This is a genomic window from Psychrobacillus sp. FSL K6-2365, from assembly GCF_038003165.1.
GTDB lineage: Bacteria > Bacillota > Bacilli > Bacillales_A > Planococcaceae > Psychrobacillus > Psychrobacillus psychrodurans.
The window spans coordinates 3,652,344-3,676,465 of sequence record NZ_JBBOOO010000001.1 but is presented as its reverse complement, the minus strand read 5'-3'; the positions used below and the strand labels follow the sequence as shown (position 1 = coordinate 3,676,465).

General features: G+C 35.3%; 39 protein-coding genes and 1 pseudogene. 35 read left to right on the top strand and 5 right to left on the bottom strand.

Translation table 11 applies throughout. The features are described 5' to 3' along the window. Positions 1–162 precede the first annotated feature (162 nt). The 26 genes and pseudogenes from MKY29_RS18570 to MKY29_RS18450 all read left to right on the top strand — a co-directional run bounded on the left by MKY29_RS18570 (position 163) and on the right by MKY29_RS18450 (position 10,967). A complete protein-coding gene (locus tag MKY29_RS18570) occupies positions 163–366 on the top strand; it encodes a helix-turn-helix transcriptional regulator (protein ID WP_445677884.1) in 204 nt (67 codons plus the stop codon). Between the two features lie 14 nt (positions 367–380). Further along, entirely contained in the window at positions 381–686 is a 306-nt protein-coding gene (locus MKY29_RS18565; RefSeq protein WP_340844908.1) for a hypothetical protein, read from the top strand. Between the two features lie 75 nt (positions 687–761). Then, positions 762–1,289 carry an XRE family transcriptional regulator gene (locus MKY29_RS18560; protein ID WP_340844907.1) on the top strand — a complete coding sequence of 176 codons (528 nt, stop codon included), beginning with the start codon at positions 762–764 and terminating at the stop codon, positions 1,287–1,289. Between the two features lie 177 nt (positions 1,290–1,466). Then, positions 1,467–1,925, top strand: coding sequence for a hypothetical protein (locus MKY29_RS18555; protein WP_340880519.1), 459 nt, complete (start codon positions 1,467–1,469; stop codon positions 1,923–1,925). 34 nt (positions 1,926–1,959) lie between these two features. Further along, positions 1,960–2,619, top strand: a complete 660-nt coding sequence (locus tag MKY29_RS18550; protein WP_340880518.1) for an ORF6N domain-containing protein — start codon at positions 1,960–1,962, stop codon at positions 2,617–2,619. After that, positions 2,612–2,872, top strand: coding sequence for a hypothetical protein (locus MKY29_RS18545; protein ID WP_340880517.1), 261 nt, complete (start codon positions 2,612–2,614; stop codon positions 2,870–2,872). Before MKY29_RS18550 ends, MKY29_RS18545 begins: the two co-directional genes overlap by 8 nt. Beyond that, entirely contained in the window at positions 2,865–3,002 is a 138-nt protein-coding gene (locus MKY29_RS18540) for a hypothetical protein (RefSeq protein ID WP_340880516.1), read from the top strand. The genes MKY29_RS18545 and MKY29_RS18540 overlap by 8 nt, the downstream gene beginning before the upstream one ends. A 56-nt stretch (positions 3,003–3,058) precedes the next feature. Further along, on the top strand, positions 3,059–3,901 hold the full coding sequence (locus tag MKY29_RS18535) for a hypothetical protein (protein ID WP_340880515.1): 843 nt from the start codon (positions 3,059–3,061) through the stop codon (positions 3,899–3,901). Further along, positions 3,843–4,712 (top strand): ATP-binding protein, encoded by an 870-nt coding sequence (locus tag MKY29_RS18530; RefSeq protein ID WP_340880514.1) that lies wholly within the window; start codon positions 3,843–3,845, stop codon positions 4,710–4,712. Before MKY29_RS18535 ends, MKY29_RS18530 begins: the two co-directional genes overlap by 59 nt. 1 nt (position 4,713) lies before the next feature. Beyond that, positions 4,714–4,869, top strand: coding sequence for a hypothetical protein (locus MKY29_RS18525; protein ID WP_340880513.1), 156 nt, complete (start codon positions 4,714–4,716; stop codon positions 4,867–4,869). Then, positions 4,866–5,018 (top strand): hypothetical protein, encoded by a 153-nt coding sequence (locus MKY29_RS18520; protein ID WP_340880511.1) that lies wholly within the window; start codon positions 4,866–4,868, stop codon positions 5,016–5,018. Before MKY29_RS18525 ends, MKY29_RS18520 begins: the two co-directional genes overlap by 4 nt. A 172-nt stretch (positions 5,019–5,190) precedes the next feature. Next, complete coding sequence (locus tag MKY29_RS18515; RefSeq protein WP_340880509.1) at positions 5,191–5,382, top strand: hypothetical protein; 192 nt, start codon at positions 5,191–5,193, stop codon at positions 5,380–5,382. 272 nt (positions 5,383–5,654) lie between these two features. Beyond that, positions 5,655–6,824, top strand: coding sequence for a hypothetical protein (locus MKY29_RS18510; protein WP_340880508.1), 1,170 nt, complete (start codon positions 5,655–5,657; stop codon positions 6,822–6,824). A gap of 29 nt (positions 6,825–6,853) precedes the next feature. Continuing rightward, positions 6,854–6,976: a hypothetical protein gene (locus MKY29_RS18505; protein WP_340880507.1), complete on the top strand. Its 123-nt coding sequence runs from the start codon at positions 6,854–6,856 to the stop codon at positions 6,974–6,976. Positions 6,977–6,997: 21 nt separating this feature from the next. Beyond that, a pseudogene (locus tag MKY29_RS22030) lies at positions 6,998–7,219 on the top strand (YopX family protein); the annotation flags it as partial. A 324-nt stretch (positions 7,220–7,543) separates the two neighbouring features. Continuing rightward, a complete protein-coding gene (locus MKY29_RS18500; RefSeq protein ID WP_340880506.1) occupies positions 7,544–7,741 on the top strand; it encodes a hypothetical protein in 198 nt (65 codons plus the stop codon). Beyond that, entirely contained in the window at positions 7,716–7,931 is a 216-nt protein-coding gene (locus tag MKY29_RS18495) for a hypothetical protein (RefSeq protein WP_340880505.1), read from the top strand. The genes MKY29_RS18500 and MKY29_RS18495 overlap by 26 nt, the downstream gene beginning before the upstream one ends. A gap of 202 nt (positions 7,932–8,133) precedes the next feature. Beyond that, positions 8,134–8,337, top strand: a complete 204-nt coding sequence (locus MKY29_RS18490; RefSeq protein WP_340880504.1) for a hypothetical protein — start codon at positions 8,134–8,136, stop codon at positions 8,335–8,337. Positions 8,338–8,379: 42 nt separating this feature from the next. Further along, complete coding sequence (locus tag MKY29_RS18485) at positions 8,380–8,688, top strand: hypothetical protein (protein ID WP_340880503.1); 309 nt, start codon at positions 8,380–8,382, stop codon at positions 8,686–8,688. Beyond that, on the top strand, positions 8,663–8,878 hold the full coding sequence (locus MKY29_RS18480) for a hypothetical protein (RefSeq protein ID WP_340880502.1): 216 nt from the start codon (positions 8,663–8,665) through the stop codon (positions 8,876–8,878). Before MKY29_RS18485 ends, MKY29_RS18480 begins: the two co-directional genes overlap by 26 nt. Before the next feature lie 59 nt (positions 8,879–8,937). Next, a complete protein-coding gene (locus MKY29_RS18475; RefSeq protein ID WP_340880500.1) occupies positions 8,938–9,123 on the top strand; it encodes a DUF3954 domain-containing protein in 186 nt (61 codons plus the stop codon). Beyond that, positions 9,123–9,287 carry a hypothetical protein gene (locus MKY29_RS18470; RefSeq protein ID WP_340880499.1) on the top strand — a complete coding sequence of 55 codons (165 nt, stop codon included), beginning with the start codon at positions 9,123–9,125 and terminating at the stop codon, positions 9,285–9,287. The genes MKY29_RS18475 and MKY29_RS18470 overlap by 1 nt, the downstream gene beginning before the upstream one ends. Positions 9,288–9,384: 97 nt before the next feature. Continuing rightward, positions 9,385–9,654 (top strand): hypothetical protein, encoded by a 270-nt coding sequence (locus MKY29_RS18465; protein WP_340880498.1) that lies wholly within the window; start codon positions 9,385–9,387, stop codon positions 9,652–9,654. 9 nt (positions 9,655–9,663) lie between these two features. Beyond that, complete coding sequence (locus tag MKY29_RS18460) at positions 9,664–9,843, top strand: hypothetical protein (RefSeq protein ID WP_340880497.1); 180 nt, start codon at positions 9,664–9,666, stop codon at positions 9,841–9,843. A 21-nt stretch (positions 9,844–9,864) separates the two neighbouring features. Continuing rightward, positions 9,865–10,416 carry a sigma factor-like helix-turn-helix DNA-binding protein gene (locus tag MKY29_RS18455; RefSeq protein WP_340880496.1) on the top strand — a complete coding sequence of 184 codons (552 nt, stop codon included), beginning with the start codon at positions 9,865–9,867 and terminating at the stop codon, positions 10,414–10,416. Then, positions 10,413–10,967, top strand: a complete 555-nt coding sequence (locus MKY29_RS18450; RefSeq protein ID WP_340880495.1) for a tyrosine-type recombinase/integrase — start codon at positions 10,413–10,415, stop codon at positions 10,965–10,967. Before MKY29_RS18455 ends, MKY29_RS18450 begins: the two co-directional genes overlap by 4 nt. 586 nt (positions 10,968–11,553) lie before the next feature. Here the strand turns inward: MKY29_RS18450 and MKY29_RS18445 are convergent. The 5 genes from MKY29_RS18445 to MKY29_RS18425 all read right to left on the bottom strand — a co-directional run bounded on the left by MKY29_RS18445 (position 11,554) and on the right by MKY29_RS18425 (position 16,193). After that, positions 11,554–12,513: a DUF2268 domain-containing protein gene (locus MKY29_RS18445; RefSeq protein ID WP_340880494.1), complete on the bottom strand. Its 960-nt coding sequence runs from the start codon at positions 12,511–12,513 to the stop codon at positions 11,554–11,556. A gap of 251 nt (positions 12,514–12,764) precedes the next feature. Next, entirely contained in the window at positions 12,765–13,253 is a 489-nt protein-coding gene (locus MKY29_RS18440) for a hypothetical protein (protein ID WP_241600705.1), read from the bottom strand. Between the two features lie 243 nt (positions 13,254–13,496). Then, the gene (locus MKY29_RS18435) at positions 13,497–14,450 is read right to left on the bottom strand and encodes a calcium/sodium antiporter (protein WP_241600707.1); all 954 of its coding nucleotides are present in this window, start codon (positions 14,448–14,450) and stop codon (positions 13,497–13,499) included. Between the two features lie 521 nt (positions 14,451–14,971). Beyond that, complete coding sequence (locus MKY29_RS18430; protein WP_093496779.1) at positions 14,972–15,181, bottom strand: hypothetical protein; 210 nt, start codon at positions 15,179–15,181, stop codon at positions 14,972–14,974. Positions 15,182–15,767: 586 nt separating this feature from the next. Next, the gene (locus tag MKY29_RS18425) at positions 15,768–16,193 is read right to left on the bottom strand and encodes a hypothetical protein (protein WP_420877850.1); all 426 of its coding nucleotides are present in this window, start codon (positions 16,191–16,193) and stop codon (positions 15,768–15,770) included. Between the two features lie 623 nt (positions 16,194–16,816). Here MKY29_RS18425 and MKY29_RS18420 point away from each other — a divergent pair. The 9 genes from MKY29_RS18420 to MKY29_RS18380 are packed head-to-tail and all read left to right on the top strand — an operon-like array spanning position 16,817 to position 24,121. Continuing rightward, positions 16,817–17,341, top strand: a complete 525-nt coding sequence (locus MKY29_RS18420) for a hypothetical protein (RefSeq protein WP_340880493.1) — start codon at positions 16,817–16,819, stop codon at positions 17,339–17,341. Next, a complete protein-coding gene (locus tag MKY29_RS18415; RefSeq protein WP_340880492.1) occupies positions 17,334–19,112 on the top strand; it encodes a phage terminase large subunit family protein in 1,779 nt (592 codons plus the stop codon). The genes MKY29_RS18420 and MKY29_RS18415 overlap by 8 nt, the downstream gene beginning before the upstream one ends. Further along, positions 19,109–19,339: a DUF6148 family protein gene (locus MKY29_RS18410; protein WP_340880491.1), complete on the top strand. Its 231-nt coding sequence runs from the start codon at positions 19,109–19,111 to the stop codon at positions 19,337–19,339. Before MKY29_RS18415 ends, MKY29_RS18410 begins: the two co-directional genes overlap by 4 nt. A gap of 21 nt (positions 19,340–19,360) precedes the next feature. Beyond that, on the top strand, positions 19,361–20,977 hold the full coding sequence (locus MKY29_RS18405) for a phage portal protein (RefSeq protein WP_340880490.1): 1,617 nt from the start codon (positions 19,361–19,363) through the stop codon (positions 20,975–20,977). Continuing rightward, complete coding sequence (locus MKY29_RS18400; protein ID WP_340880489.1) at positions 20,967–21,188, top strand: Acb2/Tad1 domain-containing protein; 222 nt, start codon at positions 20,967–20,969, stop codon at positions 21,186–21,188. Before MKY29_RS18405 ends, MKY29_RS18400 begins: the two co-directional genes overlap by 11 nt. Before the next feature lie 29 nt (positions 21,189–21,217). Beyond that, on the top strand, positions 21,218–22,282 hold the full coding sequence (locus MKY29_RS18395) for a head maturation protease, ClpP-related (RefSeq protein ID WP_340880488.1): 1,065 nt from the start codon (positions 21,218–21,220) through the stop codon (positions 22,280–22,282). Between the two features lies 1 nt (position 22,283). Then, positions 22,284–22,649: a head decoration protein gene (locus MKY29_RS18390; protein ID WP_340880487.1), complete on the top strand. Its 366-nt coding sequence runs from the start codon at positions 22,284–22,286 to the stop codon at positions 22,647–22,649. 18 nt (positions 22,650–22,667) lie between these two features. Then, the gene (locus MKY29_RS18385; RefSeq protein WP_340880486.1) at positions 22,668–23,717 is read left to right on the top strand and encodes a major capsid protein; all 1,050 of its coding nucleotides are present in this window, start codon (positions 22,668–22,670) and stop codon (positions 23,715–23,717) included. Between the two features lie 17 nt (positions 23,718–23,734). Next, positions 23,735–24,121 (top strand): hypothetical protein, encoded by a 387-nt coding sequence (locus MKY29_RS18380; protein ID WP_340880485.1) that lies wholly within the window; start codon positions 23,735–23,737, stop codon positions 24,119–24,121. Position 24,122 lies beyond the last annotated feature (1 nt).

Below are 24,122 nucleotides of genomic sequence, written 5' to 3'. Positions count from 1 at the left end.
CAACTCCTTTTTAATAACTCTATTCTAACTCTACATAAAGAAGAATAAATGCAATTCTTCAAAAAGAAGAAAAAATGTTGACATGCTACAAAACGTAGTTTATAGTAAGTTTATAAGAAAGCTACGAAGTGAAGAATGTAGGTGAAAATAATGAGAACCTGGTTGAGAAAAAAACGGGAAGAATCTGGACTGACTCAAGATCAACTAGCAAAGAAGGCAGGTATAGCTAGAGCAACATACGGACATATAGAATCTGGAGAACGTAATGCTACAGTTGCTAGTGCCAAAAAAATTTCGAATGCATTGTCCTTTAGTTGGACTCTTTTTTTTGAAGATGAGTGCCACGATATGAAGAATGAAAAATAAGGAGAGATGAAAAAATGGCTAATGTTCAATTTGATTTGGAGGATTTAAGTCAAATAAGAGAAATTATTCGAGAAGAATTTCGTGAGAGCTTCAAAAACTCTTCAAACTTAAACAAATATCCACCAACACTAACCAGAAAAGATTTATCAGATATTTTTCAAGTGGAACAAACTGCAATTAACAAACTAGTATCTATTCCAACATTTCCTAAGTTTCAACATGTTAAATCTAGATACCCTCGTGATTTGGTACTTGAGTGGATTGAAAAAAACTCTACTTGGGTTGAAACAAATACCAATCACTATAGCAAAGTAATCTAACTCAAGTTTAAAACAAGTTATTGTATCAAAACAGAGCCATTTAGATACAAAAAAGGAGCCGTGGGGGAAATGACAATGAAAACTGCTACACACATGGGACAAGCCATTGAAAGGTTAATGCAAAGTGAGGAACTTAATGGAGATCAATTAGCATCTGATTTAAACATTAGTCGTCAGCTGGGAAGTCACATGAAAAATGATAGAAGGATGATGCAACAAGATATAGCTGTATCAGCAATGCAAACATATGACAATGCAGAGTTCATTGCAGATATGCTACATGAGTTTAGTGAGGGATATACTTCGCCGGTATTTAGAGGTCCAAACATTGAGCAACACAGACTATCCATTGAATCACTCGCGTATAGAGAGTTAAAAGAAGCCATTAATAAACTTGAAGAAGTTTGTTTAGCAAAGCCACCTGGAGTGATTACCAAGGAAGAACGGCAAGAAATCAAAGTCCTAATGGAAGAATTATTAGATGGTAAAGCATTCATTAATAACTTGTTAATTCAATTACAAAAGGATTATCGGATTTCTATTAAAGAATGCATTAAGGGATTAGTTCCACGGTGGATAGCGAAAGGATGGCTAGCACAATGAAGGAACCAAAAGAAAATAAAAAAGCTGATTAACTCGGGAAAGTTAACCAGCAGTAAAACTTATATGTAACTTTATTATGACGTAGAGTTTGGCTCTCGTCAAGAAACTCATAAGTATCCCCCTTTGCACTTGTGAGTTTCTTGATGTGATTCAACATCAACAGGAGGTGAAATAATTGTGGAAAAAGTCATTGAAAAAGGAAAGGTCTATGGAGGCAGATACTTTTTATCTGTAGTTTGTATGGCTCTTGAAGATGCATCTAATCCCGATGATTTTATTCACGTAATAGATTTAGAGACTGGTAAAGACTCATATATTTATGCACACCAGTTGGAGTTAATGCAAGAGGAATACGCACGTGAATACACTCAATCAGAAATGATTTGGGAATATCCTAACTGGATTGAGATAGTTCAAAGTCATTCGGCAAAGCACATTTTTACGTTTGGGGGAGGACATCGATTCTGGAACAGATATGTAATCATTCAATCAGCTTCTGTAGACCGTGCAAGACAATCGATGTTTGATACTTTTGGGAACGAATGGTCCATGCAATATACGGAGAAAGAATTTGCAAAAGCTAAGTCTGAAGGATTCTTCTTGAATTTAGATCCTTTTCCAACGATAAGGGCGTGAGTCAATATGACGTAATCCTAAAAGGAGTGATGAAATGGAGTTACAAGCTATCGAACAAAGCGGTAAAAGAGTGCTTACTACTTCTCAACTTGCTGAATCATTTAACGTGAACCCGAAGATTATTAATCGTAATTTTCAAAGAAATAAAGTTCATTACGAACAAGGGAAACATTTTTTCGCCTTAACAGGTGAAGACTTAAAGGGTTTTAAAGCTGAACGTCAAGAAGACGCAAGCCTTAAATTTGTATCTGTTTTGTATCTTTGGACTGAACAGGGGGCATGGTTACATGCAAAATCCTTAAACAATGAAAAGGCAAGAGAAGCATATAGCGCACTAGTGGATGGTTATTATAACCTTGCAGACAAGATGAAGTCTCCAGAGTTTTTAATAGCTATTCAAGATGAAAAAATATTAGAGATGGCAGAAAAAATAAACAAAATGGAAAAGGGGATGATGACAATTCAAACTCAAATGCAAAACCAAATAACCTTAAATTCTGGTGAACAACGTCGTCTTCAAAAAGCTGTAGGAGAAAGGGCGTTTACTCTTGAAAAAGACTCTACAGCAAGAGGGCAAGTATTTAGAGGTATTTACAGTGCAATTAAAAAACAGTTTGCAGTTAAATCATACCGAGATGTTAAACAACATCAACTTCAAAAGGCAATACGGTTTGTGGAGAAATGGAATGGTTAAGTTAGATCAGCAGGAACTAGACAATTTGGCAACAAAAATTGTGAAAGAAAAATCATGTGTTGAAGATTGTTTGACACTGATTCAAGTCTATATGGTTCGTGGCGAATACGAGCAAGCTATCTCTCATTGTGAAGATACAATCAAATCTTTAAAAGAGTTAGTGGCATTGGAATGGAAGCATTCGAGACATCAAAAGGTAAACGATTTAAATGCACAAGGCTTTCACATAAAGGTGGTGAAGCGAAGTGTTTAACAGCCCAGAAGAAGTTTTCATATTCTTATTTTCTATTGTTGCTGTAGTGTCGGCAACTAAACTATGGAACAGTCCAGAAGACAATAAAAAAACTGAACAACTCGGCAAAGTTGGTCAGCGGTTTGAATAACAATATTACATTTATCTTATAACAAGAAAGCCAAAAACACAAATGGAAGTGGTTAAATGGATAATTACAGCACAATTAGAGAACTTTTAAAACGTATCAGTGGTCAAGACAATACATTTACCATACCAAAAATTTATGTAGAATACACCGGAGATTTAACTACGGCTGTATTACTTAATCAAATAGTTTTTTATTCTGACAAGTCAAAAAGGACAGATGGTTTTTTCTACAAATCTTATCAAGAATGGGAAAAAGAAGTTTGTCTTAGTGAAAAGCAAGTAAGGAGATCAACTAACAAATTAAAAGATTTTGGAGTAGTTGAAACAAAGCTATTAAAAGCTAATGGTGCACCCACACTTCATTACAAATTAGATTACGACAGATTGGCAGAATCCATTCTTACCTTTTGTCAGAATCCATCCTTACCAATTGTCAGAAATGATTCAGACGTTTTGTCAGAAACATTAACAGAGAATACAACAGAGAATACAACAGAGAATAAAGATAATAGTCGCAAACAAGTTTACGACGAAAATTCAATTTATTTTCAGTTATCCAATCGGTTGTATCAAAAAATTCTTTCACATCATCCTGCTTTTAAAAAACCAAATTTACAGAAATGGTCAAATGAAATGCGGTTAATGATGGAACGGGATGAACGAACGGAGAAACAGATTATCTACGTTATTGATTGGTGCCAGGATAACAACTTTTGGAAAACTATTATTCTATCCATTTCGAAGTTAAGAAATAAGTTCGATCAACTTGTAATTCAAATTAAGGCTGAACATAAAAAGAATGAACCAGTTAAAAAGCCAGAGTATGGGGAGGTAAATACTCATGAAGGACGTAATGAGAAACATTCTACAACAAGCGGGGATGTCCAACTCTTCAGATAAGCCTGAAGTAATACAATGCGAATATTGTGGCAAGGACAAGGAGCAAATTCAAATTGAGCATCCTTTTAAAAAAGTCATGCATTGGGTACATTGCGCTTGCACTTGCGAAACAGATCGCATTCAAGATTTCAGGAGAGAACAAGAATCTAAGGCAAAGTTAGTACGTATTAATCGATCCCTCAAACTAAGTAGCGCGATGGATGAAATTAAGCATATGACTTTCGAAAATTACAAAATTAGACCAGGCACAGAGTCAGCTCAACAGGAAGTAAATGATGCGGTTGCAAACTTTGAAGATCGTGGTAGATTAGGAGTCTTTATTTTTGGTGAGACAGGTAATGGTAAAAGTCATTTAACTGCTGCAGGAGGAAATGCTTTAATTGCTAAAGGATATGCAGTCATCTTTATTGCAGAAAAGGATTTACTTAGTCGTTTACTAGCCACTAAAAACTTTAATAACAAAGAGTCGTTTCATGAAATCATGGATGCTTGCCTCAGTGCAGATTTATTAATATGGGACGACTTTATGAGTAGCCAAAAATTATCACTGGATGAAAAAGACTGGATTTTTCAAATTATCAACGGCCGAGAGAGAGCAAATAAACCTATATGGTTCACTTCGAATATCACTCCAAAAGAATTTGCAAGTGAAGAGATACCTTACAAATTAGACGATAAAGGAAGAACCTGGTGGAGGATTATTGGCAATTCAAACTGTTTGCAGAATCGAGCAACTAACCATCGAAAAGCTTTTGCTACAGCTAGAATGCTTGGTGTAACTGTTGAAGAATACGAAAAGGGGATGAAATAAAATGCCTCAATGGATTAAAGGTCAAGGCTTTTATTATGTACAGCCAACAGGCCCAATCGATACGGATGCAAACAGAAAGCGTCTGGACCAAGTGGAAGTGAAGCTCCAGGAAGCTGAGGAGCGTTTTGGGTTAAACAGGAAGGAACAATCAGCATGAAGGATAGTGAAACATCTCTACCACTTAATATCGACCGTGATGCAATCATCTTTTCAATTAGCATAAATACAAGGTATTCCGAAGAGTATCTGGAGAAATTAAGTGACAGTGAATTGTTGGAAACATACGAACGAACAATTAAAAATTAGGAGGTTTTCAAATGTGCCCTAATTGTGCCAGTGAAGAAATAGGCGATTTTTTAAAAAAATCAAAGGATCTTGAAAGCTTTTTGAAATTAAACAAGTGTCATGAATGCAATTGTGTTTTTGTCGTATTTGACTTTCGGTTCAAAGAAGATATGGAAATGGCGGTGAGCGTGTAATGGGAACATACAATAATCTATTTATTATTTGTGATAACTGCAATTCACCGGTTGTGATTTCTGAGTCAATGGAAAAAACAGCATTAGTAAAAGCAACGGCAATTCACTGCCAGTATTGCCAATACGAAAATGATGATTTGGAAGGATTAAAGGAATATGCACAACATTCCAGAGAATTCGCAAACAATTGAATATGATCGTTTAGGCAGAATGAGGTATAACTCGTTTTATCACCCTAACCAAGGAACTAGATTTACAGAGGGTGGTGAAATACTGCAAGTTTTCGGAAAAAGACAAAACAAAAAATCTTTCTCTTGCGCTCGGAAGAACAGAAACGAGTCTTGCTAAAAAGATTCAAATATTAAGACAGAAATCCCAATATGAATTTTATAAAAACTTCGAAGGGGACTACGAGGAATAAAATGCATTTGACACATAAAGCGAAGGAATGGAGAGATGAAATATGAGTGAAAAAACCTTTCACGAGACAACAAGTAGTAACGGTACGTTTATTGGTGCAGGAGGAAATGAAGCATTTACATTTCCAACATTAAGAAAAATATTTAATTTGCTTGAAACTAGAGGTTGGTTTATTCAAACAGACCAACGAATATTAAAGGATTACGCTATTTTAGCTAAAGATCATTGGGAAGGTAAAAAAGGTGATTTACAATTTAAGGCAAAGCGTTATCCATCGGGAATAGAATTGGAATTTTTCCAAGAAGTAAATACGAAAAACTCAAACGGCGGGAAATATGATTTTGACAAATTGAAAATGATGCCTTACTTAATCCGTTGTCAGTTCTTAGTTGAGTTAAAACATATTAAAAACCTTTTGTTAGAAGAGGGTTTTGAAGACACAACCAAACCAAATTATAAATATGCAATAGATAAAGTAATGTTTCGTATAAAAGATTGCTGGCATTACGAAGAAGGCAAAGAATTGCCTGAGTATGAAATTTCATCATATAACTCAAAAGATAAAGATGGAAAACAATTACGAAATGGAGATATTAAATATTTCCGAGATCACAAAGGGAGATTACGCAGGGGTACAATTTATCACAATATCAACAATATGTGGTGGGTTGTTCTAAATAAATTTGAATTCACAAATGAAGCTTCATTTTACTTTTTTGACTTGGATAGTGAAGAGAATCGAGTTAGAAAATTAGTTAAGAAATCAGGGTATCACAAACCTTTGGCTCGTTTAATATTTGATGCAGACAAAACAAAACAGGTTCAGCGTAAAGCAAAAGAAATAGGCAAACAAGGTCGTCTGGATAAAGCTAATGAAATGCTTAAATATCTTTTCAAAATTGGGTGGACTTCAAGATGGTTTTCTTTCGAATTAAAGTCAAATGGTAGATTAGGTTTGCTAGAAATTGAAAGTAAAGCTTGGGGTGTTCATAGGGTTCACGAGAAGCCAGCCAAACTATCCTTGTATGGACGTACATTGCCGATGTCTAGTACTGAAAGCTACTGGGTGAAGTCTTTAAGAGAATATGTAGTCCATTCAAAGAGAAGTATTACGGACTGGTTTTGTGAAGATCGTAATGGACAAGGCAGTGATGCACACTATTGGCCAGAAGTTAGAAAATTGGCTTGGGAAATCGGAGTATTAGCATCGTAGTTCATAGAAAAAGTGAAGGAGGAAACTAAGTGAGTGAAAATAAGTTTCGTGGTTTAGATGTTGATGGTAACTGGTTTATAGGTAGCCATTTAAAAACAGGTACAGGAATGCATTATATTGTTCCACAAAATGTAATTGGAAGTTTACCTTAATACTCTGTACGTGCTGAAACACTTGGCCAATACACAGGATTAATAGACATAAAAGGAAAACAAATATTTAAAGCTGATTTATTAAAAGATGATGAAAACTTTATCTGGCAAGTCATTTATAGTCAAGGTGCTTTTTATGCTCAATGTAATGATTTGATGGCTAAACAACTATTGTCATCTATCAATTTATTTGGATGTGTAGTTGGCAACATACATGAACATCCAGAATTATTAACCGCATAGTACGACCGTAATATGGAATTGAAAGGGCACCATATGCCCTAACAAATTATTTGAACAATTCATAAAACCCCATATTTAGAGGATATGCCCATATTAAAAAACTTGCGATAAATCCACAACCGAAAAGATAGTTCGAAAGTTCTTTTGACCATGATTTTGATATTATGCTACAAAGAAAGGCTACTAGAGACATAGTAATTATCAATACAGTGACTGGACCTATATATTGCATTGCATTTATATCAACATTTTCAAATAAATTCAGTATACTCACCACCTAACTATTTAAATAGTACTACAAATTAATTAGGAAGGAGAATGAACATGGAATTAAAAGAAGCGCAAAAAGTCATTCATGCAGGGTTAGCTTGGGCAAATTGGACAGATGAACAACAAGCAGCCATGCGAAAAGCGTTGGAGTGCATGATTAAGGTGGAGCAAATCAGAAAAGAAGCAAATAGTCTGTACAGCGAAGAAATTGATCTGGCTGATTTCGGTGAACGGGTTTCAAATATTATTTAACAGCACAGTTCTACCAAAAAGCATCGCAAAAGAGGTGGAAGATATCACTTTTACTGAATGGTATAAAGAAAATTATGAAGAGGAGTGGCATGAAGATTTTGCCGAATTGTATTCCTTTGCAACTGAAGTCGCTGGCAAGTACGAAGAATGGTGTGAGGAGAAAAAGATACAAGCAATTAGGAATGGTTAGTTCTAGGTGATTATATGACAAAAACACCGAATTGGAAAAGTGATATTAACTTAAATACCAAATGTGGTAGTTGTAAATACTTTGAAAGTTTCGTTAAAAAAGGTGTACTAACTGCAAGAGGTACATGTTCCCTAAAGAATAATTACAAGCAAAGGACCGAAAGTTGCTTGAAGCTCGACCATAAAACGAAGGAGTGAAGAAATTGGAGAAAGATTGCTTTGTGAAAATAAAGGCCGAATTAATTGAAGCAGAGTTTATGGGTGTTTATCAATACTCAAATGTTCTTGGCGAATCGCCAATGATTGGTGGTCATCGTGGTGGAGTTGTTGCATATCCGATTGCAGTAGTTAAAATAAATGGCATGTTAAAAGAAGTTAAATTATCAGAAATAACATTTAGTATTTAATATACAGTTCGAAAAAAAGTGTCGAAAGAAAGGAGTTAAAACATGACCACTATAACAGATAAATGGCATGAATGGAAAAAGATAGCTAGGAAACATAACGTTCCACAGGAAGTATTCGAAGCAAGAATTCACATTTTAAATTGGTCTGAAGAAAAGGCAGCAACAGATTCTGTCACAGATATGAGAGTCAGTAGAATATTTAATCAAAAAGAACGAGAAATCATGAGAAAGAACCGAATCTCATTAATTTCAGCAAGTAGAAGATATAAAAGTGGGAAATTCACAAAAGAAGAAGCAATAACAAAACCGATTAGAGGGAGAGGGCATGAATTATTATCTGTTCGAGCATGAGAAAATTCAATTAGATCCAGTGTTTGAAGAACATGAAATAAAAAAATTCATATTCCTTTGGGAAGATGGATTCGATGTATTCACAATTGCTGAAAAGATGAAACGTGGTGTACTTGATATTACATTGCTAGTAGTCGATCGTGCAGAAATTGGGGAGATTAAGCAAAGGCCAAAAGGATTGTTCGCATAAAAAAAGACAAGATTTCTCCTGTCTCCGACAAGACAATTATAACACAAGGAGGAGTCTTGGTGGAAAAGGATATGGTTGTAGAAATAGATTTGATGGAAAATGCTCTTTATATCGTGAAAGAAGGGCGAATCACAAAGGTTTCTCCCAAAAAACACGGACAAGATATAGTAATTTGGAAAAATGGACAAGTATTGGACGTGGATAGAAGTGAACGAATTAGGTTAGAAGGACAGGAGGTAATTTAATGGACCCAATTCATGAGCTCGAGCAATTATCTGCAGGACTCGCTGATATAGCAGTACTATTATTCCAATATAAACAGGATTTAGTGAAACAGAAATTCACAGAACAACAAGCATTTCAATTAGTTAGAGATTATCAAATGATTTTATTTAACAACAAAAATTAAATAAAAGTCCTTACGGAAGAACCGACGGACATCGAACAATCAGAGGAATCGCTCTCATTGTTTGATGTCCTTTTCATTTTCAAAAAGGGGTGTATATATGGAAATCAATCAAGAAGCAATTGAGATATTAAAAGAAATAATTAGTAGATTCGTTAAGTCTATCACTGAAGCGATTAACAACTTTATTAAATGGGCTCAAAAGCATTGGAAATTTGTTAAAGAAAATTGGAGTAAGTTTTATCAGTTTGAAAAAGAAAAAACAATAACGAGAAAAGTTACCTACAGGAAAGAAGCAACTGTAAAAAAAATGAAACATCAAGTAATCGACCGCAAGCCTAGATGTATGGTCCGAAAAATAATTTATTGAGGTGAAAATGTGAGAACTATTCAAAGTGAACTTACTGAAAAAGGATTTACAAAGCCATCAAAAGACAATTATCCAGCTCTACAGACTAAGGTCAAAGAAAAACTGTCAAAAAGAGATTTGAAAGATCTTATGGGGTGTAATCGTGGCACCTATGCAAGAGGTAAAGGCGGAGCTTTTAGACAAAGATAAAAGAAAGGTGGTGCGTTTGATTTGAGAGAGTTATTAGTAGAGTATAGACAAACTTTGAAAGAAACACGTGCATTAAGAAATCGTTTAGAAAAGAAAGTCGCGATTGCAAAACGGATAAAAAACAACAAGGCGCTTCACATTTTAATAAGGCTGCAAGAAGATAAAAAGATTATAAACAGCTGGATTTCAAATCTACAATACTCAATCGAATGGATCACTATCGGTAAACGTCCAGGAGCTCGAAGAGAAATCAGCAGAAGAGCATCAGAAGAGAGAGAAGTTCCTTTTGAACCCTATTGGATTCAGTTAAGAAAAGATGGGTCTGAGAGCATCGATTCAATAGAAAGACTATTTGATGAAGAAGATAAGGAAAAAGAAATAATGAAAGAGGCATCAGTAAAGGAAATTACTAAAATCCTGAACGCTAAACAAAAAGAAATATTGACACTAAAAGCAGATGGCGCAACACATAGTGAAATAGCAGAAAGTCTGAGAATCCCTAAAGGTACGGTAGATGTGACTATGAAAAGAATTAAAGAAAAGATAAAAGCGGAAGGATGGTTTATGCTATGAAATCTGTTGAACCTATACGTGATGAAATGTGGAGAGAATCCTTTATTGAATACTTTGAGAACACCAGTGATAGAAACTTAGTATTATTTTTAATTGGCATTTATACTGGATTCCGTATATCAGACATTACAAAATTAAGGGTAAAAGATGTCCAGGATAAGATGCACTTAGACATAGTAGAAGGAAAAACAAAGAAGCCAAGAAAAGTATTTATCCATAGAAATCTAAAGAGACCACTTGAACGATTGATTAAGAACAAAAATAAATATGATTATCTGTTTGAATCTAGACAAAGAACTCGCACCGGTAAAAATAAAGCCATTGAACGTAGCACGGTAGATAAGTTCTTGAAAAAGGCAGCAAAAGAAATTGGTTATACAGAACCAATAGCAACTCATTCAATGAGGAAAACGTTCGGTCATATGTATTATACAAAACACAAAGATCTTGCGGACTTACAGGATCTGTTCAATCATTCTTCACCCAAAATAACATTGAGATACATAGGTATGCAACAAGCTAAGTTTGATGAAAACGTTGCTAACCTTTAGTGAGGCAAAGGGAATTATATCTCTTTGTCTTTTTTTATTGGTGATGTTAAAGATAAAGGTTGATTTAAAATACACACATAAAATGAGCTTAGATATGTTCTCCAAACTCATTTTATTTTGATGTCCTTTTTTACTAAAGCACCCGTTAGCCATCCATGAAGCGCAAAATCAGCGCTTCACCACAGAGAATGAAAATGTGAAAATCGGGTATAGGATACTACGGCTGGCGAAGAAGGTCGATCAACTATGGTGCCATTGAGCCCATCCGTTAGTCTGACTCCGACGACCACGGTGCATCACAGACTGTCGCACTCTATACGAGTAGCACTCATGGGAGATTAATCCTACTCTGGTTATTGCACCAGCCTGCCTTTATTCTTACAAGAATGGAGTTGATTCTTGATTTACCTTGCAACTTAATATAACTCCACTCTAAAGGCTCAGCCTTTTTTTAAAAAAGCTATTTCTGAGTCTCTTTTGTTATGCAATTTTGTTGATTTTGAACATTTTTTAATTTTCATGGGAGTTGAATAAAAAGTTTCGAAAAAGATATATTTATTCAATTAATATTCCAGTCAATTCTCACTTACTTATTGTAATACTTACTTTTTTGAAAAATATCACTTTCGGATACTTTGGTCCATTCTTCTATGGATAAACCCGAGTTTTCATCAAGGAAACTTTGCATAATTTGATTTCCAATTCTATAAGTTGACCACTGAGGTATTCCATAGTATGGGTTTCCATGAGTAAAACCTTCTATAAATGATGAATCTGTTGATTCCATATTTTCCCGAAAAATTTCCCATACTTTTTGATTCTCTTGTTCTATTAATGGTTCAGACCATGGTACGTAAACATTTGGATAAATTGTTTTTGCAAAAATATCTGCCTTTCCTTCTACCAGAGTGTTTTCTAATAAACTGTACCAAATATCAGCATTCATTTCCCTATAAACCGTATGATGGTATTCATGAGCAACTGTATATTTTAAATCTTCTTCAAGAAAAGAAGGGTCAATTTGAATGAGTATAGAATCTTTATTCCACACGTATCCTCCTACATAATTAACTTCTTTCATAGAAGCACCAAATTCAGGCCAAGACGGTAAGACATGTATCGTTTTATTCCCTCCTGGAAGTAGTGTTGCGGACTCTAACAAGGCTTCTTTGATTGAATCATTAAGTAAGACTTGTTTGTCGATTAGTTTACTCATGGTTTCCTCCAAAGCCTCTATATCTGAAGGAGTAGTGAACATCCAGTCAGAAAGTTCACTGTATCCAAAACCATTTTTCCTTAGTGTATCAAGGACTGATTGTTTATAGAGAACTTCTAAATTATCTGGTTGCTCTTTAGTAGCTTTGAGAAAGTCTAGAGTTTCTTGATAATAGTTTATAATTTCAAATTCCTGTTCGCCATGTTTAAATGCTATTGGACTTTGAATTATTCTATCAGATGAACTTTCAAATTTTTCAGACTCGTTTGAACAACTAATAAGAAAAATAGACATGCTTAAAGTAATACAAAAATAAAATACTTTCTTCACGATAACTCTCTCCCATAACAATAAAGAATTGTTTTTTTGTTCTTCAACTAAGTTACATTTCCACATAAAAATTCCCATATTATTACTAATTCGTCGTCCAACCAAATAATCCTTCTTATTCAACTAACCTGCTGCTTTAGTTCAATAAGAAAAAAGGATTTACTCCTTCTTGAAGTAAAGCACCCGTTAGTTAAAGAAGAAATCCTTTTCTTTTACTAACGGGTTCGGTTGATGGGGAGAAAACAATAAACCTATCTTGCATTTATTAATCCCAATTCATTGCACGAAGGTCCTTGTCCCTTGCATTGAAATTGATAAACTTTATCTTCATTTTTAATTTTTAGTTCAATTCTATAATCGAATGGATGGTGAAAATCACCTTTCATTGCATCTCCAACTAAGTAGACTTTATCAATATCTTGATAACTAAGGTTTAATAGTTGATAGTCAGAGGAATTCCCCAAAATGACTAATAAACGATTTTGTTCATTTAGTAATTGATTCGACTGCCTATCGTATGCATAGAAACTAATAACCCCTAGTTGTAAAATTAATATGATGCAGATACCAATTCCAATTTTTTTAGGAAGTTCATTTCGCACTTTCCAAAACAAGAGGATGATCAATGAGGATGCTACGAATAAGATTGTAAATTCAATCGTTACGTTATTTAAAGCGATACCATTTCTAAACAGAATAAAACAAAACAGGAGAATCAGTGTAATAATTATTCCAACCATTTCATGACCCCTTCTATTTAATCGTTACCCATTTTGTTAACTATTCGACACCCACCCACTAATACCTTCCTGTTGAACTAAACTGCCGCTTTAGTTTAATAAGAAAAAGGGTTGCCTAAGCAACCCTATAATCTTTTACTAACCGCACCCGTTTAGTTGAAGAAGATATAAGTCAAGGCTCTTAAGCCAACAAACTAGCACCTATCTTAGATCTATGCCTATAAAGAATGAACGACTGTTTCATCAATTCCGTAATATAATATACACAAAGTAAATAATATAGGCGGCGACAAGTACTAATCCTTCCCGCTTTCCAACCTTGAAGCTGGTTCTTGAGAAAACCAATAATATAATAGTCAATACAATCATAAGAATGACATCAATAAACATTTTATCATTTACGGCTAATGGAGAAATCGTAGCAGAGGCACCTAGTACAAATAAGATGTTAAAAATATTACTCCCGACAATATTTCCCAGTGCTATATCACTTTCTTTTTTCAGTGCCGCAGAGACGGAAGTGACAAGTTCAGGTAGGGATGTTCCAATTGCAATAATCGTTAAGCCCACCAATGTTTCACTCATACCAAGAGAGTATGCAATTTTTGTACCGTTATCTACTACCAGGTCCCCTCCAAATATAATTGCAGCCAATCCTAATATGGTAATTAATATATTTTTACCCCATCTGATGTCCTCAGGAACTGGTTCGCCTGCTGAATCTTTTCGGCTTTTTAGACCAATCTCAATTACATAGTACATAAAGATGGATAAGAACAATAAAAAGATAAATCCATCACTCCGTGTAAATAAGTTGCTATTGGTTCCTTGCAATACAATATCACTCATTAGAATTAGCAATGCCGCACATGCGAGTATGGTAAATGGGATTTCTTTTCTAATGGTTTCACTTTCAACTCTCAAAGGGTATAAAAAAGCTGCCACACCTACAACAAGGGTAATGTTAAAAATATTGCTTCCAACTACGTTACCCAGTGAAACATCTGCACTTCCTTCCAGTGCTGCAATAATACTGACAGTTGCTTCAGGTGAACTTGTTCCAAAAGCGACAATGGTTAACCCGATTAAAATAGTCGGAACTCGTAGCAGTTTAGCGATATTGGAAGACCCGTCAACAAAGAGATCAGCTCCTTTTATCAACAATGCAAAGCCAACAATTAAAAAAATATAAGCCATAGTTTGTTCTCCTTCAGTTTCTATTACTTTCTAATTTACTGTAAATATACCCTAATATTACGGAATTAAAAAGGATAACCTAAAACCACTTCTAGAAGGAGAAAGTTATTCAATACGCGCTTATTGCAGCACAGTCTTGGGAACAACGTCAATACCTTGATTATTACTTCTATCTTCTTTTTTTAAAAAATCAGCTTACCCCATAGCGTCAACCCATCCCCTAAAACCCATTAAAATTATGCTGAATAAATCAGCAATCATATGAAATCCAAACAAAAGTAGAGAACATCTTTTTTGACACAATAAATATTTAAATCATCTCTAATGGAACTTAATAATATAGCTAAGATTTTTATAATAAATACGATTCTTACTAACCCTTATGCAACTAACCTGCCGCGTTAGTTGAAGTGTAACATTTCACAATGGATTTCTGAGATCTACTTGGTGTTTTGGATAAAAAAAGGGACCATCGAAATCATGGCCTTGTTTGACTAAAGCACCCGTTAGTTGAATAACTTCTAGTCTTTACTGGAAATAACATTTAAAATAATCAAAAATACTTTTTCATTATTAAATTCACCAACGTTTACTAATTGGTGAAGTTCGACCGATTCCCCTTCATTTAAACTTGCGTGCTTTATGGCATTATCTAGTGCCTTTGAAAAAGAAAAATCCTCGTAAACTCTCGCAATGGTCCATTCAATAACTAATTGATTACCTATCCTCAATTAAATTCACCTCATTTAATATATTTTGTATAAGTAAGCGAAACATCATTAGGTAACTTATTCTACGATTCCCACTTAAATCCCTTCTTCAAGTAACCTGCTTACTTTACTTTAATAATAAAAGGCTTTACTCCTTCTTGAAGTAAAGCACCCGTTAATTAAGTAAGGAAAAACTATTATTCCACGTATATCCTTACTGTCTAGTGGTTTCTATTAATTCCCAAAGAGAGCTGCCTCCCTATACAGACTCAGGATTAAAGGTTGCCATAATGCCTAATACAATAAGTATGACAGTGATTATTAAAACAGCATATAAAGCTAATTTCACTTTTTTTGACATATAGTTCATTCCTTTATCTTTATTTATGGCTGTTTTCTTAAATATTAAAAAATAATTCCCCTTTCAATAACTACTTCTACAACCTTCTAAAAATACCTGCTTATTCAACTAAACTGCCCCTTTAGTTTAAGTGTAACATTTCACAATGCATATTGAGTTCAACTTAATGTTTTGGACATAAAAAATAGACCATCGAATTGATGGCCATGTTTTGCTAAAGCACACCGTTAGTTGAACAAGGGGTGTTTAGTTTGGTAAGTTTTCGCCCGTTAAAATTTCAATTAAAATACTTGAATTTTCCTTATTTAGTTTAGCGTATGCATCATCTTCCATTACAATTTCGACTACGTCATTATTAGGACTTATCCAAAGTTTATATGACGCAGCTTTAGCTACTATATTAGGATTTTTATACTGAAATATAAACCTATAATCAGCAGGATGTTCCATCTGTACTTTTGCATTTTCCCATTCAATATCAAATACTATCTCTTCCACTTTTTGGACTTCATCATTATCCGAAATTACTTTGAAATCTTTATAATTGTTTTCATCGTCAATACGCTTTTGAACTTCAATTTTTTGTTCTACATTCACTATTTTATTTGAACAACCTGCGACTATTGATAAAAATAAAACAACCATAACGAAAAGTAGTTTATGAGTCTTCAAAATATCCCTCCCATTTCAATAAGTCGTTTTCGACATTAGTTTTGTTACTCCGTTATTCAACTAAACTGCCCCGTTAGTTTAAGTGTAACATTTCACAAACTATATAACCTCACGAATAATCAACCCTTACCTTTAACATAGCCTTTTATTTTATAGAACTACCAACGATTGTTAGTTCTAACAGTTCTATTATCGTTTTACTTCCCTTCAATAAGAGTATTAACAGAACTGAAATGAAATTACTTTTTAGTTTGTTGATTTATCAAGCTTTGAGCGTTTGTAAATGAGTTCAACTCCCTATGTCTTGAAGAGAACTCAAAGGGTTGATGTAAGCAACTGCCCACTAAGAGTGAAGGGCAATGATTAAAACATTGCATACTTCTTGTAGTAAACACCTCCTTGTGTGAGTCGTGGACCCTTTAACTACAAGGGTTCATGACATATGAATGAGGGTGTATATGATATTCAATTAATGAATAGAAAAACACTAGGTTCTCCTGGGTTTTAAATTGACATACGGGTGCTTTCGAGCCCGAAAGTCGTCTAGTTACAAAACGAAAACGGTGATTTACGTTTTCGAAAAAAAAAATGTAAATTTAATAATTTGAAAGGGGTGAGAGTGCTTGGCACGTAAAGCTTCAGAGGATTCAGCGTGGATTGTTAGTAGCAAAGAAATTTCGATAGTCTTAGGTGTTTCAGAGGCTCGAATCCGTCAATATACGAAAGAAAATGCAGTGGTTAGGGTATCGCATGGGAAGTATGATTTACCGAAATCTATTAAAGCATACATTGCTTATTTAGATAGCAAACGTACCGAAGTCGTTGATAAAACAGTTGAAGAAGCTTATTGGACAAGGGCTAGACGTGAAAAAACGGAGCTGCAGGTACAAGTTATGAGGGGGGATTTACACCGTTCAGAAGATGTTGAACGTGTAATGAATGAAATGTTAGGTCATTTCAGAGGTAAACTCTTAGCATTCCCGTCCAAAATGGCATCTCGTGTAGCTGGTAAAACAGATTTAACAGAAATCAGAGACATACTGAAATCAGGAATACACGAAGCAATGACAGAATTAGCGGAATATAACGCAAAGGATTTTTACTCAGAAGATGTATTTATTGAAGAAGAAGATGGATTGAATGAGTAAAGAATACTTAGCAACATTAAAGCTAATTCAAAATAGTATTAAAGAAAACTTGTCTCCTCCACCTGATTTAACAGTTTCGGAATGGGCTGACAAATTCCGAGTGCTACCATCAGAAACTTCTGCTGAACCTGGACAATGGGATACAAGTAGAGCTCCGTATCAACGCGAAATTATGAATGCTATTACAGATCCACGCTATGAAGATATTGTAATTATGTCTTCAGCGCAAGTAGGGAAATCAGAAATACTATTAAATGGCCTAGGCTATTTTATAGACATGGAACCTTATCCAATAATGATGTTGCAACCAACTGAACAAGCTGCAAAGAACTTTTCAAAAGAACGTCTTGCACCTATGTTCAGAGCTTGCCCATCATTAAGAAATAAAGTCTCAAATTCGAAATCACGTGATGGTGAAAATACAATTTTACAAAAATCGTTTCCAGGTGGATTTGTAGCACTAGCTGGTGCAAATGCGCCTTCTGGATTAGCATCGCGTCCTATTCGTGTTTTATTAGCAGATGAAATTGATCGTTTTCCAGCTTCTGCAGGTGGTGAGGGTGACCCATTATCTTTAGCGGAAAAACGAACAACTACTTTCTACAATCGTAAAAAGATAAAAGTATCGACACCAACGGATAAAGGTACATCCAGAATTGAAAAAGAGTTTGAATCGAGTACAAAAGAACGATATCACTTACCATGTCCATCATGTAATCATGAACAACCTTTAAAATGGGCACAAATTCATTTTGAATCTGTCACACACGCATGTATTGAATGTGGCTCTATGCATACTCAATTTGAGTGGAAAAACCAAGAAGGTCGTTGGATTGCTGAAGTTCCTGATGCTCTCAAACGAGGATTCCACTTAAACGAACTATTATCGCCATGGCGTAAATGGGAAGAAATTATTGTTGCCTTTAAATCAGCATTAAAAAATGGCAAAGAGGAATTAAAAGTATTTATTAATACATCACTAGGTGAGGTTTGGGAGGAAGAAGGCAAGGAAGTAAACGAACATGAACTGATGAGTAGACAAGAAGATTACGAAGCTGAAGTTCCAGATGGTGTAAATATTTTAACTGCAGCTATCGATGTGCAAGATGATCGTTTTGAAATTGAAGTAATGGGTTGGGGGAAATCGAAAGAATCTTGGGGTATTGAGTACCATATCATTCCTGGTGATTTAAAGCGGCCTCAAGTTTGGGACGAACTAAGCGAATACTTAAGTCGTACCTGGTCTAAAAGAGACGGCAAACGTTTTGGTATCGTTGGAGCGTTTATGGATTCAGGAGGTCACTTTACCCAAGAAGTATATAAATTTACTCGAAAGCATGAATTGAAAAGAGTTCATGCTATTAAAGGGGCATCAGCTAAAAAGGGTGAAAACGTTCCTTTGATTAATGGTATAAGTCGAACTAAAGTTGTCCGAAATTATCTTATTTCTTTGGGTGTAAATGATGGGAAAAATAGAGTTTTAAGCAACTTACAGCAGACAGACTTTGGCCCTAACTATTGCCACTTCCCAAAAGGGAGAGGGTATCACGAACAATATTTTAACGGTTTAACTGCAGAGCGATTAGAAACACGTTATGAACGAGGGATTCCTTACAATGTATGGGTAAAAATACGAGCTCGAAACGAACCTTTTGATCTTCGAGTATACAATTTAGCTTGTTTAGAATTTCTGAATCCCAACTTAGAGCTTGAATATTTCCAAAACGAAGCTAAAAAGAAGAAGAAAAAAAGGAGAGTGCGAGCTAGATGATTACCTTAGAACGTGCAAAAACCCATTATGATGCATGGTTAGATGCAGAATTAGCAGTTTCTACTGGTCAAAGTTATTCAATTGGTTCTCGTTCACTTACACGAGCAAATTTAGCAGAAATACGAAAGCAAATAGATTATTGGGAAAAAAAAGTTGCCGCACTAACCATTACAACTAGTGGCGGTCGAATTAGACGTGCAAAGCGTTATATACCACGAGATTTATAAAAGAAATGAGGTGAATATCAATTGCTAAATGAAAAAGTGGATTCAATAAGAACCGAAAATGAGGAACCTATATCAACAATAAAACAACATTCAAGTCGAAAAGCTCCCAACAATCAAGTTGGAGAAGGACAAGGTTACGGTCGTCATGGAGCTAGCCGGACTAGAAAAAGCTTAGAAGGTTGGATAAGTTCCCTTGGTTCTCCATTAGAAGATATCGAACGCAACATTGGGACATTACGTGAACGTTCAAGGGATCTCTATATGGGTTCACCCATTTCGACAGGAGCACTTCGGACGCTTGTAACTAATGTTGTTGGTTCTGGGTTACGACTAAACGCTTCCATTGATGCGGAGTTTTTAAATCTAACAGAAGAAGAGGCAGATGCATGGGAAACGCATGTTGAACGTGAATTTGCATTATGGTCTGAATCAAAATCTTGTGATGTTACTAGAATGAATGACTTTTACCAATTACAGCAGTTATCTTTTTTATCAATGCTTGTTTCTGGTGACACATTTGCAACTTTGCCATATCACAAACGTGTTGGAGTACCTTATGAATTAACAATACAATTACTCGAAGCTGACAGAATATGTTCTCCAGGTGGATTTGAAACATATACAGATACCACTATTGTAAATGGCGTTGAAACAGATAAAAAGGGTGAAGTAATTGCATACCATGTTGCTGATAAACACCCTAAATCAATAACTTCCGTACAAAATAAATGGATTCGTATAGAAAAATACGGAAAAAATAGTGGGAGACCAAACATATTACATTTAATTGAGATGGAAAGACCGGAACAACGAAGAGGTGTACCCATTCTTGCGCCAGTTATAGAGACGTTAAAACAACTGACTAGATATTCTGACGCAGAACTAATGGCTGCAGTTATCTCTGGGATGTATACATTGTTTGTGACGAGCGAATCACCTGAAGCAGACACAATTGGTCGTGGAATTTCACCAGAAGATGAAATTGATTTTGGAAATGAATCCGATGAAGATATTCAAGTAGGGAATGGAACAGTAAATTTCTTACGAGAGGGCGAAAAAATACAAGAATCAAATCCTGGTAGACCAAATGTGGCATTTGACGGATTTGTTACAAGTATGTGCCGTCAAATAGGAGTAGCACTTGAAATTCCTTACGAAGTGTTGATGAAACATTTTACATCGAGTTATTCAGCTTCACGTGGTGCATTATTAGAGGCTTGGAAAATGTTTAAGCGTAGACGTCAGTTTGTGGCTACGAATTTTTGTCAACCAATTTATGAAGAGTTCTTAGTTGAAGGCATTGCGAAAGGTCGTATCTATGCACCGGGTTATTTTACAGATCCTATGGTAAGAAAATCATATTCAAAAGCAGAGTGGCACGGACCAACACAGGGTCAATTAGATCCATTGAAAGAAGTAAATGCTGCATCTAAACGTATTGATGAAGGTTTAAGTACACGGACAAGAGAAGCAAATGAATTAACTGGTACAAATTTCTTTGAAAATCATAGTTTGCGTGTACGTGAAGAAAAAGCACGTCGTGAGGCAGGGTTAGATCCTGCAAGTATGAAACAACCTACACCGGTGTTAGAACCGGAAAAGGAAGATGACGAGGAGGATGACAGAGATGACAAGTAACACTAAGCATAACTCCAAAATTGAAAATAGTTTCAAATACCATTCACCAAAAGAGGGGCAACCAGAGAAATATGAATCTATTCGAGAAAAAGCTAAAGAATTAGCATATTTAATTAATGAAGTTTGCCCAGAGAGTCGAGAAAAATCGGTAGCAATGACTCAATTAGAAGACTCTGTAATGTGGGCAAATGCTTCAATAGCTAGAAATTAAAAATATCATTAGAGAGGAGGTGGAAGAAGATGAAACTTGATATCAAGGGCCCAATTGTCGGTGATGCTGATCAATGGATATATGACTGGTTTGGTATACCAGCAGTAAGTCCGAGCAAAGTAAATTCAGTAATCGAGGAAGCGGAGGGGACTAATTCAAAACAAATTGATGTTTTTATTAATAGTGGTGGTGGGTCCGTTTTTGCAGCATCTGAAATGTATTCAAGCTTAAGGGCATTCTCAGGTAAGGTAGTAATAAACATAGTCGGCATGGCAGCATCGGCTGCGGGTGTAGTAGCTATGGCAGGTGATGATGGTAATGTATTAATGGCTCCAACTGGTCAGTTTATGCTTCACAATGCTTCAACAATTGCATCAGGTGATTATAGAGATATGGATCATACATCAGAATTTCTACAAAATGTTAATCAATCAATTGCTAATGCATACATGATAAAAACCAAAAAAAGCTCTGATGAACTAAAAGTCATGATGGATAAAGAAACGTGGTTAACTGCCCAACAAGCATTGGAACATGGATTTATAGACAATGTGATGTTTGAAAATCAGCCTTTAGCGGTGGCAGATGGCAGTAATGAACTAGTTAATGGCCTATTACCTCCTGAAGTAATAGAAAAGGTAAGGAATGAGCTTGCAAGAGACAAGTCTCTACAAACAGTTAATTCAGCAACACCAATTGTTCCAACAACGAATGTGAAAGAGGAGGATTCAATAATGGATTTAGAAAAATTGAAAAACGAATACCCAGAACTTTTTAAGGAAGTTAAAAACTTAGGATTTACAGATGGTGTAAAGGCTGAGAACGAACGTATGAAAGCGATTGATGAAATGGCATTACCTGGCAACGAATCAATGGTGGAAGCAGCAAAATATGAGACACCAGTAACAGCTGAACAACTAGCAGTAAAAATGATTAAAGCTCAAAAAGAAGCTGGTAGCAATCATTTGAAGAACGCTAAAGAAGATGCGCAGCCATTAAACCAAGTAACACCAAGCGCAGCACCAGAAACCGATAACGTAACGGCCGAAGATAAAGCAGTTTCAGCACTAGTTAGTCTATGGGGAGGTAAATAATATGAATCTAGTAAATAGTACAAGTGAATTTGAATATGATGGTCTAATTGCCGATGCATCTATTCCAGTTTTAAAATCAGTTGTTTCAATTGAATCTGGACAAGGAGTTTTATTGCGTGGATCAGTTCTCGGAAAAGCTGCAGATGGAAAAGTTATTTTAGTTGGTGGTACTACGGCTGCCACAGCTGAGTATATTTTGGCGGATGACATAGATACAGGAACTGTGGTCGGTGATCCAATAAGTGTTATTACTTATGCATCTGGTGCATTTAATCGCTTTGCACTAATTATTGATGGAGCAGGTAAAATCGATGACCACGAGGCAGACTTAAAAAAATTCGGACTGTATCTTAAAGCAGTACTTTAATTTGGAGGGGTTATAACAATGACAAACTTATATCAAACACGCACAATGTTACCAGCAGTGGAGGTAATGCCACATGCATCAAGCTTTTTACGTGACACATTTTTCCCGCGACTAAATGATCAAACGGAAATTACTGAAAAAGTTGAATTAGATTACAAAAAAGGACGTCGAAAAATGGCTCCGTTTGTTGCGCCACGAGTTGGCGGTGTTACAGTATCTCGTGAAGGTTTTACAACAAAAGAATTAGCCCCACCACGTATAGCTCCTCAACGTGTAATGACAATCGATGATATTAATCAACGTAGTATGGGTGAAACAGTTTATAGTAAAAAAACACCTGCAGAACGTCAAGTTGAATTACTTTCAAAAGATTTAGAGGACTTAGGCGAACATATTGACCGTCGTGAAGAGTGGATGGTATCAGAGTTATTATTTGAAGGGAAAGTTGTTGTAAAAGGGTATGCCGACAACACATTCAAAGATTACATTGAACAAGAAATTGACTATGGCTTTGATAACTTTGATGTTCTTAGTGGTACAGATTTATGGACTGATCCTAATTCAAACCCATATGAATACTTGCGTAAAGCTCGCTTAGAAACATTACAAAAAAGCAGCGTAGCACCGAATATTGTTATTTTCGGAAATGATGCATATAAAGAATTCATGAATAACCCAAAAGTTATTGAGTTATTTAATAAATTGAATGTGTCATTAGGGCATATTCAACCTACTTTACAAGATGATCATGTTTCTTTCATCGGAAAATTGCCAGAGCTTGGTTTAGAGCTTTACTTATACAATGATTGGTACGTTGATGAAGATAATATTGAAAAACCATTTGTTCCAAGTGACAAAATATTAATGGCACATATTGGACTAGGAGGTTTTGTTTACGGATCCGTAACCCAATTGGAACAAGCGGGTCAATTCGTGACATATGAAGGTTCACGTGTACCGAAGTTTTGGGCAAACGTAGAAAGCGATGCAAGAATGGTGCGCTTAACTTCACGTCCAGTTCCTCTGCCAAAAAATGTTGATTCTTGGTTCGTAGCAACAGTAATTTAAGGGAAGGAAGATGAAAAATGATAAAAGGATATACAGTTAATAGAAAACCAATTCGACATAATGGAAAGCGTTATTTAGAAAAAGAATTTATTCCAGAATCAGAATTGACAGAACAACAAGCTGGACGGTTGCTAACAATGAACGCTATCACAAAAGCGACTAAAGAAGAAGAGGAAACAGTTTCAGTCCTTGATTCAGGTTCTAGTTCAAATTCGGGTCATCAAACACAGGATGAGGAACCAGTAGAAGTTACACTGGATATAAATTTTGAATATCAAGAACTAGTGGATGGTGCAAATGAAAAAGGATTAGATTTTAAAGGTAATATTTCAAAGAAAGCATTAATTGAATTAATCATTAAAACTGAAAATGCACAATTCTTCTTAGATCAATTAGAAGACTAAG

What these genes read in the sequence shown, in the direction of transcription:
- MKY29_RS18470 (WP_340880499.1), top strand. Translation starts at nt 9,123, where the DNA reads ATGGACCCAATTCATGAGCTCGAGCAATTATCTGCAGGACTCGCTGAT.
- MKY29_RS18450 (WP_340880495.1), top strand. Translation starts at nt 10,413, where the DNA reads ATGAAATCTGTTGAACCTATACGTGATGAAATGTGGAGAGAATCCTTT.
- MKY29_RS18390 (WP_340880487.1), top strand. Translation starts at nt 22,284, where the DNA reads ATGAATCTAGTAAATAGTACAAGTGAATTTGAATATGATGGTCTAATT.
- MKY29_RS18545 (WP_340880517.1), top strand. Translation starts at nt 2,612, where the DNA reads ATGGTTAAGTTAGATCAGCAGGAACTAGACAATTTGGCAACAAAAATT.
- MKY29_RS18500 (WP_340880506.1), top strand. Translation starts at nt 7,544, where the DNA reads ATGGAATTAAAAGAAGCGCAAAAAGTCATTCATGCAGGGTTAGCTTGG.
- MKY29_RS18435 (WP_241600707.1), bottom strand. Translation starts at nt 14,450, where the DNA reads ATGGCTTATATTTTTTTAATTGTTGGCTTTGCATTGTTGATAAAAGGA.
- MKY29_RS18520 (WP_340880511.1), top strand. Translation starts at nt 4,866, where the DNA reads ATGAAGGATAGTGAAACATCTCTACCACTTAATATCGACCGTGATGCA.
- MKY29_RS18510 (WP_340880508.1), top strand. Translation starts at nt 5,655, where the DNA reads ATGAGTGAAAAAACCTTTCACGAGACAACAAGTAGTAACGGTACGTTT.
- MKY29_RS18400 (WP_340880489.1), top strand. Translation starts at nt 20,967, where the DNA reads ATGACAAGTAACACTAAGCATAACTCCAAAATTGAAAATAGTTTCAAA.
- MKY29_RS18530 (WP_340880514.1), top strand. Translation starts at nt 3,843, where the DNA reads ATGAAGGACGTAATGAGAAACATTCTACAACAAGCGGGGATGTCCAAC.
- MKY29_RS18395 (WP_340880488.1), top strand. Translation starts at nt 21,218, where the DNA reads ATGAAACTTGATATCAAGGGCCCAATTGTCGGTGATGCTGATCAATGG.
- MKY29_RS18550 (WP_340880518.1), top strand. Translation starts at nt 1,960, where the DNA reads ATGGAGTTACAAGCTATCGAACAAAGCGGTAAAAGAGTGCTTACTACT.
- MKY29_RS18485 (WP_340880503.1), top strand. Translation starts at nt 8,380, where the DNA reads ATGACCACTATAACAGATAAATGGCATGAATGGAAAAAGATAGCTAGG.
- MKY29_RS18385 (WP_340880486.1), top strand. Translation starts at nt 22,668, where the DNA reads ATGACAAACTTATATCAAACACGCACAATGTTACCAGCAGTGGAGGTA.
- MKY29_RS18480 (WP_340880502.1), top strand. Translation starts at nt 8,663, where the DNA reads ATGAATTATTATCTGTTCGAGCATGAGAAAATTCAATTAGATCCAGTG.
- MKY29_RS18515 (WP_340880509.1), top strand. Translation starts at nt 5,191, where the DNA reads ATGGGAACATACAATAATCTATTTATTATTTGTGATAACTGCAATTCA.
- MKY29_RS18415 (WP_340880492.1), top strand. Translation starts at nt 17,334, where the DNA reads ATGAGTAAAGAATACTTAGCAACATTAAAGCTAATTCAAAATAGTATT.
- MKY29_RS18560 (WP_340844907.1), top strand. Translation starts at nt 762, where the DNA reads ATGAAAACTGCTACACACATGGGACAAGCCATTGAAAGGTTAATGCAA.
- MKY29_RS18565 (WP_340844908.1), top strand. Translation starts at nt 381, where the DNA reads ATGGCTAATGTTCAATTTGATTTGGAGGATTTAAGTCAAATAAGAGAA.
- MKY29_RS18525 (WP_340880513.1), top strand. Translation starts at nt 4,714, where the DNA reads ATGCCTCAATGGATTAAAGGTCAAGGCTTTTATTATGTACAGCCAACA.
- MKY29_RS18535 (WP_340880515.1), top strand. Translation starts at nt 3,059, where the DNA reads ATGGATAATTACAGCACAATTAGAGAACTTTTAAAACGTATCAGTGGT.
- MKY29_RS18380 (WP_340880485.1), top strand. Translation starts at nt 23,735, where the DNA reads ATGATAAAAGGATATACAGTTAATAGAAAACCAATTCGACATAATGGA.
- MKY29_RS18410 (WP_340880491.1), top strand. Translation starts at nt 19,109, where the DNA reads ATGATTACCTTAGAACGTGCAAAAACCCATTATGATGCATGGTTAGAT.
- MKY29_RS18465 (WP_340880498.1), top strand. Translation starts at nt 9,385, where the DNA reads ATGGAAATCAATCAAGAAGCAATTGAGATATTAAAAGAAATAATTAGT.
- MKY29_RS18440 (WP_241600705.1), bottom strand. Translation starts at nt 13,253, where the DNA reads ATGGTTGGAATAATTATTACACTGATTCTCCTGTTTTGTTTTATTCTG.